The organism is Pseudoalteromonas espejiana DSM 9414 (assembly GCF_002221525.1).
Lineage (GTDB): Bacteria > Pseudomonadota > Gammaproteobacteria > Enterobacterales > Alteromonadaceae > Pseudoalteromonas > Pseudoalteromonas espejiana.
Window position 1 is genome coordinate 351,757 of record NZ_CP011028.1, and the last position, 15,265, is coordinate 367,021.

Below are 15,265 nucleotides of genomic sequence, written 5' to 3' on the forward strand. Positions count from 1 at the left end.
AAATTTACCCAAAAAAGCAATGAATTAGAAATGGCAACAATAGTGTCTTAAAAGCGTCACCGAATTGTTATTTTCAACCTCTAAGCTTCAACTATGGTTATATAGTGTGCTGCTGAGGGTAAGTGATGAACGATAACAATGTACTTAAAAAAATGGCTCAAGTGGATGAACAATTATTTTTAACTCTGTTTAATTATAACTCTCCCGCTTGGCTTAAAACAGCCGCACTTGGGCTATCTAAAAGCGGTAATGGCGGCCTTTATTTGCTTATGTGTGGCGCCATTTGGTGGTTAAGTACTAACGAACAATATCAATTACTGCCTATCACGGTGTTGTTAGGCTTTGTTATTGAGCGGCCCATTTACTTTTTAGCAAAACGTAGCTTTGCGCGTATTCGCCCTTGCGATTGTTTAGTGAGTAATGCGTACATTGTGCCGAGCGATAAGTTTAGTCTCCCTTCGGGGCACAGTGCTGCTGCATTTTTAGTGGCGATTATTTTAAGCCACTTTTTTGTGCAATATACATGGTTGTGGTTTAGCTGGGCGTCAGGGGTTGCACTATCACGTGTGATACTGGGAGTTCACTTTCCGGCAGACATTATGATAGGTGCGATTATTGGAAGTTCATGCGGTTTATTGGCGTTAGCCTTGGTGGTGCCTGTATGAAAATATTGTACGGTATTCAAGGTACAGGCAATGGGCATATTACACGCGCACGCGTGATGGCAAGTTGCTTTAAGCAGTTAGGTATAGACGTAGATTATGTTTTTTCAGGACGCCCTGACAAAGACTATTTTGATATGCAAGAATTTGCAGATTATAAAACGTATCGTGGTTTATCGTTTAGCACTAAAAATGGCCAAGTAAAAAGTTATCAAACATTAAAAAACGCCAGAATATGCAAGTTAGTAAAAGATATAAAAGCGTTTGATGTCAAAAAATATGACTTTGTACTTAATGACTTTGAGCCTGTGTCGGCATGGGCTGCAAAGCGTGCAGGTGTTCCTGTGGTAGGCATAAGTCATCAAGCTGCATTTTTATCTGACAGTGTGCCTATGTTTGGACGAGGTTTATTTAGAAAGTCGCTAATAAAGCATTATGCGCCAGCAAGCACCTATTTAGGCGTTCATTGGCAGCCTTTTGCGCATAATATTATTCCGCCATTTATTGCTAATCATGAGCACGGTAACCCTGTTGCCGTTATGAACAAAGTATTAGTCTATTTACCTTTTGAAAATCTCGACAACATCATCGATTACTTAAAAGACTTTCCTGAAAAGGAGTTTTATTGTTATCACCCTCACGCACAAAATAAATCACTTGGACATATTCATTTGCGCGCGCCTTCACGCACTGGATTTTTAAATGATTTGGCAAATACCAGTGGTGTAATAGGGAATGCGGGTTTTGAGTTAGCGAGTGAAGCATTAAAACTAGGAAAAAAACTACTGCTAAAACCGCTGGAAGGGCAGTTTGAGCAAGGGGCAAACGCTCAAACATTACTGGCAATGAAAATGGCACACGTTATGAACTATTTAAATCCGCAAGCATTAGATGATTGGAATAGTGCGCCACAAAATCAACAAATTAACTTTCCTAGTGACCCTGCACCTCTTGTAGAGTGGCTGCTTAATAAGCAGTGGCACGATACGCAGTCATTGCATAAAGGACTGTGGGGAAAGGTGAATTTTAAAGCATAAAGTAAGGTTAAAAAGTAACAAATAATTTCAAAGAAACCACCAAAACAGACTACACTGTAAGTGCATATTTAATATAGGTGTTTTCAATGAATTTTTTACAAAACTTAACCATTAAAAGACGATTGCAATTAAATGCAGTTGTTGTGGGTCTGGCAATGGTCATTTTGTTATGTGTGATAATTTATGAGTCGCGCATAACTCTGAGCCTAAATAAAACGATTCAGCTTGCAGAAGAGCTTAACGTTCACGCCCTAGAACTTAGAAAGCATGAAAAAAACTTTCTATTTTATAAGCAGCAGGAAGCACTTACCTCATTTGACAAAGATTTTAGTCAACTAAATACTAAATTAAAAAAACTGCAGGAAGTAATGCAGCAGCAAGGTATTACTACAACGCAAATAGAGTACTTTAATACATTAATTTCTAACTACAATAATGACTTTACAGAAGTTGTAAGACTGCAAAAGCAGATAGGTTTAAACCCTAAAGACGGTTTATACGGCACGCTCAGAAGTGCAGTGCACGAAGTTGAAGTGCTTTTAAAAGAGCAAGATAACTATGAGCTTTTATCAACTATGCTGCAGCTACGCCGTGCTGAAAAAGATTTTATGTTACGCTTTGATACAAAGTATTTAAGTCGCTTTAATGATCTTATTAGTACGTTTAAGCAAAAAATTACTCAAGCTGATTTGCAAAGCAGTTATAAATCGCAAATAACCCCCTTAATAGATACTTACCAAGTAGCTTTTGAAAACCTTGTAAAAGCACAAACACAGTTAGGTCTCGATCTAAACTCTGGTGCCTTAGGTGTTATGCGTATTAACGTTGAAAAAAGTGACAAAGTTGTAAGTGAAATTGTTGAATCAACCAAGTTACAAGTTGAAAAAAGTGTTGAACAAGCAGAACTTATAGCCATTATAGTTTTTGTTATTTCAGGCATTGTAGTTTTAGCGTTGGTGTACTTAACTAGCCAGTCGATCATTGTGCCTATTGAGAGGGTGTATCATACAATCAACGATATACGCCGTAATAACGATTTAAGCGTGATGATAGAGCAAACAGGTAAAGATGAAGTTACTATCATGACGACTGATTTTAATAGTTTAATTGGTGATTTTAAAAACCTAATAAACGAAGTTAACATGGCGCTCAATACCTTAAATGTTGCAACAGAGCACTTATCTGAAAGCACCTCAGCTACCAGCTCTGGTATGCAAGAGCAGTTACACGAAGCCGACATGGTTGCTACCGCAGCGACCGAAATGCAGGCAACCATTCAAGATATCTCTCACAATACTGAAGCTGCAGCTAAAAAAGCTGAGTCAACAAATCTAAGCGCGCAGCAAGGGCGCAGTGAAGTAGATTCAACGGTTAAACATATTCGCGACTTATCATCTTCGTTGGGCAATGCCTCAAGCGTAGTGTCACAACTTGAAAAAGACGGTGAAACTATTGGCTCTGTACTCGATGTAATTAGAGGAATAGCCGAGCAAACTAACCTACTTGCATTAAATGCCGCAATAGAGGCTGCTCGTGCAGGTGAGCAAGGGCGAGGATTTGCTGTTGTAGCAGATGAAGTTCGCTCACTTGCGCAACGTACTCAAGAGTCCACCAGTGAAATTGAAGGCATTATTAATACCCTTCAGCAACGTACACAAGAAGTTGTAAGTATTATGCACCAGTGTCGCTCGCAAGGTGATGAAAGCGCGTCTCAGGCTATTAAAGCGGGTGATTTACTCGGCGCTATTACTGAAGATGTGCAAACCATCATGGAGATGAGTACGCAAATTGCTGTTGCGATTGACGAGCAAAGTCAGGTTGCATCTGAGGTTAATAAAAACGTTGTACGCATTAGAGACATAGCACAAGATGCCTCTGAGCATGCAGCTAATAATGCTCAAACAAGCGAAGAAGTGTCTGAACAGGCACGGGTTTTATTTGCTGCTATTGATAAGTTTAAAGTGTAATACTGATTTACACGGGCCAATAAGGTTTAAGGAACAAACTTTATTGGCACGCTGTCTTTGTTTTGCTCATGTTCGCTTACTTTTACAAGGTAGTTATCCCACAATGTTTTATGCTGTGCTTGCAGCATTTCAAAGTAGCTCCAGCTAAATAGCCCGCTGTTATGGCCATCATCAAAGTCTAAACGCAGTGCGTAATGTCCCACAGGTACAATTTTTTTAATACCTACATTTTGTTTATTTAGTACCAGTTTCATAGGTTCAGCGCCGTGCCCTTGTACCTCAGCTGAGGGAGAGTGTACGCGTAAAAACTCACAGCTAAATTCAGCCATACTGCCATCATCGAAATAAACATCTAGGTTTTTACTTACGCTATGATAATGCACTTTGGTAACGTGCTTCATTTTATGTACCCCATTAAAAAGCCTCCAATTTGGAGGCTTTTAGTATAGTATTTTTGCCTAGCTTATAAAATAAAGCGGCTTAAGTCTTCATCTTCAACGAGTGCGCCTAGGTGTTTTTCTACGTAGGCTTCGTCAATAGTAAGGGTTGAACCTGCTTGTTCAGATGCATCGTATGAAATTTCTTCCATCAGCTTTTCCATCACAGTATGTAAACGACGAGCACCGATGTTTTCGGTCTTTTCATTTACTTGCCATGCAGCTTTAGCAATACGCTCAATAGCGTCGTCGCTAAATTCAACATTCACTTGCTCTGTTTTAAGTAGTTCACGTTGTTGCTCAGTAAGCGAGGCATGAGGCTCTGTTAAAATGCGTTTAAAATCATTCGCGCTTAGGGCTTCAAGCTCTACACGGATTGGTAAACGGCCTTGCAATTCAGGGATCATATCTGACGGTTTAGCCATTTGGAACGCACCTGATGCGATAAATAGCATGTGGTCAGTTTTTACCATACCGTGCTTAGTATTTACTGTTGAACCTTCAATTAACGGTAGTAAGTCGCGTTGTACGCCTTCACGGCTTACATCAGGACCTGATGAGTCGCCACGCTTACAAATTTTGTCTATTTCATCAATAAACACAATACCGTTTTGCTCTACAGCAAAAATAGCCTGCTCTTTAAGCTCTTCAGGGTTAACTAATTTAGCGGCTTCTTCTTCAGTTAATAGCTTAAAAGCTTCTTTAATTTTTAACTTACGCTTGGTGCGCTTATCGCCGCCCATGTTTTGAAACATGCTTTGTAGCTGGTTGGTCATATCTTCCATACCAGGAGGCGCCATAATTTCTACATTTGGCTGGGCTTGCGCTAAATCAATTTCGATTTCTTTATCATCAAGCTGGCCTTCACGTAGTTTTTTACGGAAGGTTTGGCGAGTAGATGAGTTATCGTCGCGCTGCGTTTCACCGTATTGATCTTTAGCGGGTGGTAAAAGGGCATCTAAAATACGCTCTTCTGCTGCTTCTTCTGCGCGGTGCTTAAACTTTTTAGTTTGTTGCTCGCGAGTCATTTTAATTGATACATCAACTAAGTCGCGAATGATGGTTTCAACTTCTTTACCAACATAACCCACTTCGGTGAATTTAGTTGCTTCTACTTTAATAAACGGTGCATTGGCTAATTTAGCTAATCGGCGTGCAATTTCTGTTTTACCAACACCTGTAGGACCAATCATTAATATGTTTTTAGGAGTTACTTCGCTGCGTAAATCATCATTTAGCTGCATGCGGCGCCAGCGATTACGAAGGGCGATAGCCACGGCTTTTTTTGCATTAGCTTGACCAATAATATGCTGATCTAACTCGTGTACAATTTCTCTTGGGGTCATAGCAGACATAATGGGTCCTATTATAATTCTTCGATTGTTTGGAAGTTGTTGGTAAACACGCAGATATCGCCGGCAATTGTTAGGCTTTTTTCTACAATATCGCGAGCGCTTAAGTCGGTGTTTTCTAATAGTGCAGTTGCTGCTGATTGAGCAAAGTTACCACCACTACCAATTGCGATTAGGTCGTTTTCTGGCTGCACTACATCACCGTTACCAGTAATAATAAGTGAGGCTGTTTCATCGGCAACGGCAAGCAAGGCTTCAAGCTTGCGAAGGGCTCGGTCGCTACGCCAATCTTTAGCCATTTCTACTGCGGCTTTAGTGAGGTTACCTTGGTGCATTTCTAGTTTGCTTTCAAAGCGTTCGAAAAGGGTAAAGGCATCAGCAGTACCGCCAGCAAAGCCAGCAATTACTTTGCCATTATAAAGGCGTCGAACTTTACGGGCATTGCCCTTCATTACGGTATTGCCAAGCGATACTTGGCCGTCGCCACCAATTACTACTTTATTGTCGCGGCGTACACTTACGATAGTGGTCATGTTATTCCTCATCATCAAGCTACAGGGGCAGCTTGTAAAAAACGATTATGATGAGGTTATATGGGTGAATAGACTAATTTCAAGTCCAACCCCAAATTCCGCAGCCAACAACGTGTACACGCTTGAGCTTGTTTTTATCACTTTCGGCTTGGCGTTTGGTTTTATAAGGGCCTAAGCGCACTTTATACCAAATACCGCTGGTGCCTGTGGTTTTTTTAATTTCAGAGATTAGCCCAGCAAACGCTATTTTGGCTTTTAGGGTTTCTGCTTGCTCATGGGTTCTAAACGAGCCACATTGCATAACATAAGGACCTTTTTGCTCAATTTCTCTAACTTCTACTTGGATCTCATGCTCACGTATTTCTTCAATAAACTTTGGTGCACGCGGCTTTGCTATTTCTACTTTTTCAACTTTTTTGGGGTGAGCTTGTTGTTCAACAAGTTCTGGGTCGGCATTACTTTTAATAAACCATAAGCCATAGGCAAATCCGCCTACCAGTAAAAGAGCAATAATAACTAACAGTATAGGGAATGGTTTTTTAGCAGGGACTTGCTTGGTGTTTTTTCTGCCCGCTGGCTTTTTATTAATATAATCGTGCTGTGCCATTTGGCTTTAACCTAAATCATGTCTATAGGGTCAACATCTAAACTCCAGCGAACCTTTTGTGCCAGTTTGCTGGTGCTTAAATAGTCAACCATTTGCGCAAGATACTGATGCAATGCTTTGCGGTCGTGCGCTTGAATATGCAATTGAAACCGATACATACCTGCTACTCTTTCTAGTGGGGCAGGGATCGGACCGAGCAATTGTATACCAGATACCCCGTTAACAGGAACCAAATCCGTCAAAAAATCGACAACTTGCTTAATGCTGTGTCCTTGAGCTCTTACAATGGCCATATTTGTAATTGGCGGTAAATCTGCATCATCTCGCTCACTGAGTGCAAAGCGTGCAAAGTCTTGATAACCGTTGTTTACTAAATCTTGTAACAGAGGGTGCTCAGGGAAATGCGTTTGCAATTGCACTTGCCCAGGTTCGCCTGAGCGGCCCGCGCGCCCAGCTACTTGTGTAACTAACTGTGCCAAATGTTCTGTGGCTCTAAAATCGCAAGAGTATAGTCCGCTATCTACATCTAAAATAAGTACTAGACTTACATCGGCAAAGTGGTGCCCTTTTGCCAGCATTTGTGTGCCTACTAAAATACGTGCGCCACCTTGGTTAATTTCATCTAGGGCTTTTTCTAGGCTACCTTTACGGCGGGTAGAATCACGGTCGATACGTGTGACTGGTGTATCTGGAAATTCGCTAGTTAAAAATTCTTCTATTTGCTCGGTGCCTTTACCATTTGGAAATATTTGTGTGCTACCGCAATCTGGGCATTGGTGTGGTACTTGATGTTGCTCGCCACAGTGATGGCAAATCATTTGTCCAATCGCTTTATGAAACGTAGCACTGGTGCTACAGCGGTTACACTCGCTTAACCAGCCACATTCATGGCAAATAAGGGTGGGAGAAAAACCACGCCGATTTAAAAATACCATCACTTGTTTACCCCGATTTAAATGCTGGCGCATAGTAGCAAGGCTTGCGTGCGCAATACCTGCTTGGTCAGGTTGGCCTTTCATATCGAGTAATTTAAATTGGTTATCGGTGGCTGTTTGGGCGCGCTCTGTAAGGCTCAAAAGCTGATATTTATTATTTATAGCTTTGTGTAGGGTTTCGAGCGCAGGCGTAGCACTGCCTAAAATAAGCGGTATTTTATGCTGAAATGCACGATAAGCAGCTAAATCGCGTGCATGATAGCGTAAGGTGTCTTGTTGTTTAAATGAAGAGTCGTGTTCTTCATCAACCACTAGCATACCGAGCTTTAAAAAGGGCAGAAAAATACTCGAGCGTGTGCCTATCACTATAGCGCAGCTGCCTTTTTCGCAAAAGCGCCAAGTTTGTAAACGCTCGTTATCGGTTAAGGCCGAGTGCCATAACATAATCGGCGTATCGGGAAAGCGTCTTCGAAAGCGATTAACTGTTTGTGGTGTTAAGCCAATTTCGGGAACAAGCACCAGTGCTTGCTCGCCGCGCTTTAGTACTTCTTCTAAGCATTGTAAGTAGACCTCGGTTTTACCGCTGCCGGTAACGCCTTCTAGTAAAAAGCTTTTAAAGCCAACACTTTGATTTATGGTCGTGCACGCTACGGCTTGCTCTTTATTAAGTACAGGTTTGGTGCCCACAGTGGGCGCTACACTTTGCCATTGGTTATCGTGCTCTATAGTTTGCGTTATTAGTTCTTTATCTATAAGGCTATCGATGGTTTTTTTATTAAAGCCGAGTGCTTTTAGCTCGGTTAACGATGATTTACCTGACTGCGCGAGTTGCTTTAACAGATTTAACTGGGTTTTAGCTTTTAATGACGGTAACTTAGCGCCTTTGTCGGTTAGGGTAACCATGTTAATACTGGTTTTATCTGGGTTTTCACCTTGGCGAAGCGCGCTTGGCAACGCAATATGAATAGTCTCACCTAACGGGTAACAGTAATAGCGTGCTGTAAAGCTTAGTAGCTCTAAATGTTGCGCAGACAAAATAGGGGATTGATCAATAACATCAATAATTGTTTTAATTTTGTTTTCGGGTACTTCGGTGCTGTTTTTAACCGCTAATACCACAGCAACTTTTTTTTGATTACCAAAGGGGACTAGTACGCGCATACCTGGCGTTATCGAATCTGATAAAAGCGTAAGTTGTTCATCTATTTTATAATCAAAGGTGCGTGGCAGCGGGACTTTAATGGCAACTTCAACAAAAAGCATAACAACTCAGGTGTATAAGATTAATGGCTTAATGTACTAAAAATGAGGGAAAAAACCTACTAACAAAAGCAATAGGTATAATGATTGCTTACTTTTTAGCAAAAAAGCTAATTAATACTTGTGTGGTGGTGGGTTGTTGGATAAAATCCGCGACCAACAAATTTGTTTTAACGACGTATGGTGCCAGACTTCGGGTTTGGAGAGCGATGCGGCCTTAACTAGAGGTTCCTATGAAAGAAGGTATTCACCCTAAGTACGAAGTAATTTCTGCAACATGTTCATGCGGAAACAAATTCGAAACTCGTTCTACTCTGTGCAAAGACATCCACTTAGACGTATGTTCTGCGTGTCACCCGTTTTACACTGGTAAGCAAAAGATTTTAGACACTGGCGGCCGTGTTGATCGCTTTAACAAGCGCTTCGGTGCACTTAGCAGCAAGAAGTAATTATTGCTGTTTAGTTAAAAAAAGCACCTTAGGGTGCTTTTTTTGTGCCTGTAATTTATTATTTCTGCCTCAAACTCCCTGAATTTCCCTTAAGCTTGTTTGCATAACTATTTCCTGTTCTTATTCTGAATATGCATAAACCTTTGCAGACAAACCCTATAATCTTCTCTATATTTTTTATACGTTAATTTTTAACCAAGTGGTTAAAAGTGCTTATCGTGGTGATATTTGTTTTTAAAGTAGATAAACGCGCCATTTTGGTGCATTTTTTATTTTTAATTACGCGTTATTTTTTAAAAATAACGTTAGGGCTAAATGAACCTCAAAAAGTACTTTTTAGATGAATTTTTATTTATTTAAAGTTGATAACTTTAAGCGAAGTTGCTGATAAATCACTTAAAATTAACGGATATAGCATATAACAGGATAGACCTGATATTGCTTGGAATTTAAAAATAATAAGAGTATCTTAGCCTCATACTCCCTCTCACTTAACTTAAATTGCAGGATACCATCGCGTTATGTCAGATTTTCGTGAACAAGCATTACATTACCACTCACATCCCGTTCCAGGCAAAATCAGCATTGAGCTAACTAAATCTGCCGAAACGGTGCAAGATTTAGCATTAGCATATAGCCCAGGTGTTGCAGAGCCTGTACGTGAAATAGCAGCAGACCCAGCAAATGCATATAAATATACCGGTAAAGGTAATATGGTTGCGGTGATCACAAATGGTACGGCAATTTTAGGGCTCGGTAATTTAGGCCCGCTTGCGTCTAAACCGGTTATGGAAGGTAAAGCGTTATTGTTTAAACGTTTTGCAGGGCTTGATTCTATCGATATTGAAGTTAAGCACCGTACTACAGAAGATTTTATTAATACTGTGGCAAACATTGCCGACACGTTTGGTGGTATCAACCTAGAAGATATTAAAGCACCTGAGTGTTTTGAAATTGAAAAAGCCCTTATTGAGCGTTGTAGCATTCCGGTATTTCATGATGACCAACACGGTACCGCAATTGTAACTGCTGCGGGTATGCTCAATGCGTTAGAAGTACAGGGTAAATCAATTGAAGATGCCATCATTGTATGTTTAGGTGCTGGTGCTGCAGCCGTTGCCTGTATGGAGCTGTTAATTAAGTGTGGCGCACTACGCGAGCATATTTATATGTTGGATCGTAAGGGTGTTATTCATACACGCCGTGATGATTTAAACGAATACAAACAGTTATTTGCTAACAATACCGATAAGCGTACTTTGCAAGATGTAATTGCTGATGCCGATGTGTTTGTGGGTGTATCTGGCCCTAATTTATTGGCGCCAGAAGACTTAAAACTAATGGCCGATAAGCCTGTTGTGTTTGCGTGTTCAAACCCAGATCCTGAAATTGCGCCTGAGCTTGCTCATTCAGCACGTAACGATTTAATTATGGCAACGGGTCGCTCAGACTTCCCTAACCAAGTTAATAATGTTTTATGTTTTCCGTTTATTTTCCGTGGTGCACTTGATGTACGTGCAAGCGCTATTAACGACGAAATGAAAATTGCTGCCGTAGAGGCGATTCGTAGTATTGCTAAAGAACCCGTGCCGGCTGAAGTATTAAAAGCGGCAGGTGTAGATAAACTTGAATTTGGCGCAGACTATATTATTCCTAAGCCTATGGACCCACGCTTATTACCACGTATAGCAAAAGCTGTGGCAGTGGCGGCTGTTGACTCTGGTGTGGCGCAAATTGATTTACCTGAAAATTATATGGCTTAAATAGCCGCAAATAAAAAACCTCAGCTTGGCTGAGGTTTTTTGTTTTAAGCAACTAAAAAGTAGCGAGTGTAAATGCTTGGCTACTCTTCGTTTAAAATAGGGACTTCGAGCCCCATTTCTTGCATTATTTTTTTCACTTCTTCTGGGACTTTTTCTGCGTTATCTTTACGAAGGTCATCATCGTTTGGTAACGGCTGACCGGTAAAAGCATGCAAAAAGGCTTCACATAAAAGCTCGCTATTTGTTGCATGGCGCAGATTGTTAATTTGACGACGGGTGCGTTCGTCAGTTAATACTTTTAATACATTTAACGGGATCGAAACGGTGATCTTTTTAACTTGTTCTGATTTTTTCCCGTGTTCTGCGTATGGGTGAATATACTCACCATTCCATTTAGCCATAAGATGTATAATTGCCTTAGATTAATAATTGCTCACACGGCGATAAAAGCGTGTAAATACGCGTGAAATTCTATCGTTTTAAAAAAGATAGTCAAATAATAGATTTTTAGCCATCTGGAGCTTTAAATGTTTTGACATCTTTATATTGATAATTTACTCTTTTAGACGTCTAAACATCCAAATAAACTAGGTGACGAATATGAGCGAAAAAAACAAAGCGACCATTGCTGTACGAAATGGGGTTGATGCCGATAAACATCACGGTGCAGTAGTACCCCCTATTTATTTATCGACTACGTATTCGTTTGCTGACTTTGATACTAAGCGTGCTTATGATTATGGTCGTAGCGGCAATCCTAACCGCGATATTTTAGCTGAAACCCTTGCTGAACTTGAGGGCGGGGCTCGCGGCATAATAACAGCAACAGGCATGGCTGCAGTACATTTAGCAACTCAGTTACTAAATAACGATGATACGCTCGTTATACCGCACGACTGTTATGGCGGAAGCTATCGTTTATTTACCTCTTTAGAAAAGCGCGGTTTACTTAAGTTAAAGGTACTTGATTTAACCAAGCAAGAAAACCTAGATCAAATAGTCGCAATCAAACCTAAGTTAATTTGGATAGAAACACCGAGTAACCCAGTGCTGCGCTTAACCGACATTAAAGCCGTTACTGATATAGCAAAACAATGTGGCGCGCTTGTAGCTGCAGACAACACGTTTTTATCACCAGCGCTACAAAACCCAATTAAGTTGGGTGTAGATATTGTGGTGCACTCAACCACGAAGTATATAAACGGCCACTCAGATGTTGTCGGTGGCGCGGTAGTTGCTGCTACGCAGGAGCTTGGCGATGAGCTTGCTTGGTGGGCTAACAACATTGGTATTACAGGCGCACCTTTTGATAGTTACTTAACGCTTCGTGGCTTACGTACTTTAAATGTTCGCTTAAAGCAGCATCAAGAAAACGCGCTTGCCATTGCCAAATACCTTGAGAGTTCAGAATTTGTAAGCCAAGTTTACTATCCGGGGCTTGAATCTCACCCTCAACATGCACTTGCTAAAGCGCAACAACTTGGCTTTGGTGGCATGGTGAGTTTTGATATTAAGGGTGATGTGAACGATGCAGCTGCATTTTTGACAAGCCTTAAAGAGTTTAGCTTAGCTGAATCTTTAGGAGGGGTTGAAAGCTTAATTTGTCACCCAGCAACCATGACTCATGCAGGTATGGAACCAAAAGCACGACTTGAGGCTGGCGTGGGCGATACGTTAATTCGTATTTCGGTAGGTATTGAAGATATAGATGATTTACTTGCTGACTTTGAGCGTGTATTTAATTTGGTTAAGCCGGGTCAAAATAAGAATGTTGGTCGTGTAGGCAAAGCTGCTGGCAGTGTTGAAGGTGATGTTAAGCAACAATGTGCTGCACATCCTGCGTTGTGGTAACAAGCATGGTTAATAGTGTACACAAGTTTGGCGGCTCAAGTTTAAGCTCGAGCTCACGCTACCAAAGCGTAGCAAAAATTATTATTGGCCACACACAGCCAGGCGATTGTGTGGTTGTGTCTGCAGCAGGAAAAACCACCGACACCTTGGTTTCTTTATGGCAAAGTTATCAGCAGCAAGATGAGCAAGCTGTTGCCGATATTATTTTGCAATTGAGCAACCATCAAACATCATTAATAGAAGAGTTACTTCAAGCTGATGCAAAGCGTACTGCTTTAAGTGTATTAGCAAAAGAGCTGAGTGAGGTTGCTAGCCTTGCGACGAGCCAGCAATTACAAGAGGCCGCTTTACTAGCTCATGGTGAGTTGTGGTCAGCACGTTTACTTGCTGCTTATTTAACACAGTTGAACATAGCTGCATGTGCCCATGATGCCCGAAGCTTATTTACGTTAACCAGCGGGCAATTACTACATGCACAAAATATTCAGCAATGTCATAACGCAATAGATGCAAACAAAATAAATGTAGTAACTGGTTTTATTGCTGCCAATGCTCAAGGCGATACAGTAACGCTTGGCCGTAATGGTAGTGATTACAGTGCCACTTTACTTGCAAGCTACTGCCAAGCGCAAAATGTGTATATTTGGACTGATACGCCAGGGGTGTTTAGCGCTGATCCGCGTAAGGTAAAAAAAGCAATTAAATACAATAAGGTTTGCCGCGAACAAGCTAACTTATTGGCCCGATTGGGTAACCCGGTACTACATGCTAAAACCTTATCTCCTTTAAAAAATACCGATATAAAATTGGCCGTTCGCAGCAGTTTTGATGTACAAGCTGCACCAACGGATATTGTTAAGCAAGGTGGTGCTAAGCAAAAACGCTTTATTACCACATTACAAAACGTTGACTTGCTGCTTGTTGAAGGGCTAAACGAAGGGGAAGTCGCTCATGTTAGCCAGCTAATTCAACACAGCTTGCATCATTTTGTACAAAATGGTGAGACTTATTTAGTGGTCCCTGCAAGTGCTACGCACCAAGTGGTTAGTTATTTTGCTGGGCGAGCAAATATAAGTGAATCAAACCTAAATGGCTGTGCTGTTGTTGCGCCTACACAAGATATTAACGCCTTAAATGTTTTAGCTGTTGATGTATTAAATCAAAATAATATAACCCCGCGCTTTATTCAGCGTGATTCAAACTATACATTGCTATTAACAGATCAATTAATAGACAGCGATGTGCTGAGTTTATTGCACGAAAAGCTCATTAACAAAGGCCAAGAGATTGCATTAGTGGTAGCGGGCTTAGGTAATGTAGGTGATGAATTTTTAGCTCAGCTAAATGATCAATTTAAGCGTATTTCAGGTGATTATAGTTTAAAGCTGGTGGGCTTAATTCGTTCAAGGCATATGTTATTTAATGCCAGTGGTATTAATGTATCGCAGTGGAAAACCCAGTGGCAACACGAAGCGCGTACTTACCAGCAAAGTGATTTATTAGCGGCGCTTGGTGAGCTTGATTATGAGCATAAAGTGGTGATTGATATTACCGCAAGTGAGCAATTTAGCCAGCTATATACTGATTTTGTAACGCGGGACTGCCATTTAATTAGCGCAAATAAATATGCGGGTACAGCGCCGTCAGCTTGGTATAATGCACTGCGTGAAAGTATAAATGAGCGAAACCTACACTGGCGTTATAACACAAGTGTAGGGGCAGGTTTACCTGTTAACTTTGCACTTGCAGATTTACAAAACAGCGGTGATAAAATTACGCGAATAGAAGGGATTTTTTCGGGGACGCTTTCTTGGTTATGCAGTAAGTACGATGGCTCGGTCGCGCTTTCTGATTTGGTGCTACAAGCACAGCAAATGGGTTTTACAGAGCCCGATCCGCGTGAGGATTTATCGGGGCGCGATATGCAACGAAAGCTGCTTATATTAGCTCGTGAGCTTGGTATTGAGTTAAACCTTGAAGATATAAGTTTAGAGGCGCTAATGCCTGCTGAGTTAGCGCAAGGCACCTGGGATGACTTTTTAGCGAGCAAAGAGAGCCTTAATTCTTTTATTAAGAACCACGCTGATGCTGCAAGTGCTCAAAACGCAGTGCTTAGGTACACAGGTTTACTCGCATTAGAGCAAGGCAAGGTAACTGCTAAAGTAGGTATTACTTACGCGCCACAAGGTGATGCACTTGCTAATTTAACGCCAGGCGATAATATTTTTGTAATTAACAGCCAATGGTATAACGAAAACGCATTAGTTATTCAAGGACCAGGCGCAGGTAAAGAAGTAACCGCCGCTGGGGTGCACTCTGATTTATACTGGCTAGTTAAAAACTTAAAATAAAACTATGAAAATAAAAAAGGCAGCTTATATAAGCTGCCTTTTTTATTTAGATTCAAGCTGT

At 41.0% G+C, this 15,265-nt stretch carries 13 protein-coding genes; 7 read left to right on the plus strand and 6 right to left on the minus strand.

Annotated elements, in window-relative coordinates:
- Nucleotides 1–125 precede the first annotated feature (125 nt).
- From PESP_RS01595 to PESP_RS01605, 3 genes are all read left to right on the plus strand, one after another.
- Nucleotides 126–665: a phosphatase PAP2 family protein gene (locus PESP_RS01595; protein WP_089346474.1), complete on the plus strand. Its 540-nt coding sequence runs from the start codon at nucleotides 126–128 to the stop codon at nucleotides 663–665.
- On the plus strand, nucleotides 662–1,699 hold the full coding sequence (locus PESP_RS01600; protein WP_089346475.1) for an MJ1255/VC2487 family glycosyltransferase: 1,038 nt from the start codon (nucleotides 662–664) through the stop codon (nucleotides 1,697–1,699). Before PESP_RS01595 ends, PESP_RS01600 begins: the two co-directional genes overlap by 4 nt.
- 86 nt (nucleotides 1,700–1,785) lie before the next feature.
- A complete protein-coding gene (locus PESP_RS01605) occupies nucleotides 1,786–3,666 on the plus strand; it encodes a methyl-accepting chemotaxis protein (RefSeq protein WP_089346476.1) in 1,881 nt (626 codons plus the stop codon).
- 26 nt (nucleotides 3,667–3,692) lie between these two features.
- On the opposite strand, the gene PESP_RS01610 is transcribed toward PESP_RS01605, so the two are convergent.
- The 5 genes from PESP_RS01610 to priA form a co-directional block, all read right to left on the minus strand.
- The gene (locus PESP_RS01610) at nucleotides 3,693–4,067 is read right to left on the minus strand and encodes a gamma-butyrobetaine hydroxylase family protein (RefSeq protein WP_089346477.1); all 375 of its coding nucleotides are present in this window, start codon (nucleotides 4,065–4,067) and stop codon (nucleotides 3,693–3,695) included.
- Between the two features lie 62 nt (nucleotides 4,068–4,129).
- Nucleotides 4,130–5,458 (minus strand): ATP-dependent protease ATPase subunit HslU, encoded by a 1,329-nt coding sequence (gene hslU / locus PESP_RS01615; protein WP_089346478.1) that lies wholly within the window; start codon nucleotides 5,456–5,458, stop codon nucleotides 4,130–4,132.
- An 11-nt stretch (nucleotides 5,459–5,469) separates the two neighbouring features.
- Nucleotides 5,470–5,988, minus strand: a complete 519-nt coding sequence (gene hslV, locus PESP_RS01620; RefSeq protein ID WP_089346479.1) for an ATP-dependent protease subunit HslV — start codon at nucleotides 5,986–5,988, stop codon at nucleotides 5,470–5,472.
- Between the two features lie 79 nt (nucleotides 5,989–6,067).
- Nucleotides 6,068–6,595 carry an SPOR domain-containing protein gene (locus PESP_RS01625; RefSeq protein ID WP_089346480.1) on the minus strand — a complete coding sequence of 176 codons (528 nt, stop codon included), beginning with the start codon at nucleotides 6,593–6,595 and terminating at the stop codon, nucleotides 6,068–6,070.
- Between the two features lie 11 nt (nucleotides 6,596–6,606).
- Complete coding sequence (gene priA / locus PESP_RS01630) at nucleotides 6,607–8,793, minus strand: primosomal protein N' (RefSeq protein WP_089346481.1); 2,187 nt, start codon at nucleotides 8,791–8,793, stop codon at nucleotides 6,607–6,609.
- A gap of 230 nt (nucleotides 8,794–9,023) precedes the next feature.
- Here priA and rpmE point away from each other — a divergent pair, with 230 nt between their 5' ends.
- The gene (gene rpmE, locus PESP_RS01635; RefSeq protein WP_008115018.1) at nucleotides 9,024–9,239 is read left to right on the plus strand and encodes a 50S ribosomal protein L31; all 216 of its coding nucleotides are present in this window, start codon (nucleotides 9,024–9,026) and stop codon (nucleotides 9,237–9,239) included.
- A 521-nt stretch (nucleotides 9,240–9,760) separates the two neighbouring features.
- Nucleotides 9,761–11,002: a malic enzyme-like NAD(P)-binding protein gene (locus PESP_RS01640; RefSeq protein ID WP_089346482.1), complete on the plus strand. Its 1,242-nt coding sequence runs from the start codon at nucleotides 9,761–9,763 to the stop codon at nucleotides 11,000–11,002.
- An 80-nt stretch (nucleotides 11,003–11,082) separates the two neighbouring features.
- Here PESP_RS01640 and metJ read toward each other — a convergent pair whose 3' ends face one another.
- The gene (gene metJ, locus PESP_RS01645) at nucleotides 11,083–11,403 is read right to left on the minus strand and encodes a met regulon transcriptional regulator MetJ (protein WP_002958371.1); all 321 of its coding nucleotides are present in this window, start codon (nucleotides 11,401–11,403) and stop codon (nucleotides 11,083–11,085) included.
- A gap of 199 nt (nucleotides 11,404–11,602) precedes the next feature.
- Here metJ and metB point away from each other — a divergent pair, with 199 nt between their 5' ends.
- Nucleotides 11,603–12,853, plus strand: coding sequence for a cystathionine gamma-synthase (gene metB, locus PESP_RS01650; protein ID WP_089346483.1), 1,251 nt, complete (start codon nucleotides 11,603–11,605; stop codon nucleotides 12,851–12,853).
- Nucleotides 12,854–12,858: 5 nt separating this feature from the next.
- A complete protein-coding gene (metL, locus tag PESP_RS01655; RefSeq protein ID WP_089349071.1) occupies nucleotides 12,859–15,204 on the plus strand; it encodes a bifunctional aspartate kinase/homoserine dehydrogenase II in 2,346 nt (781 codons plus the stop codon).
- Nucleotides 15,205–15,265: the final 61 nt, after the last annotated feature.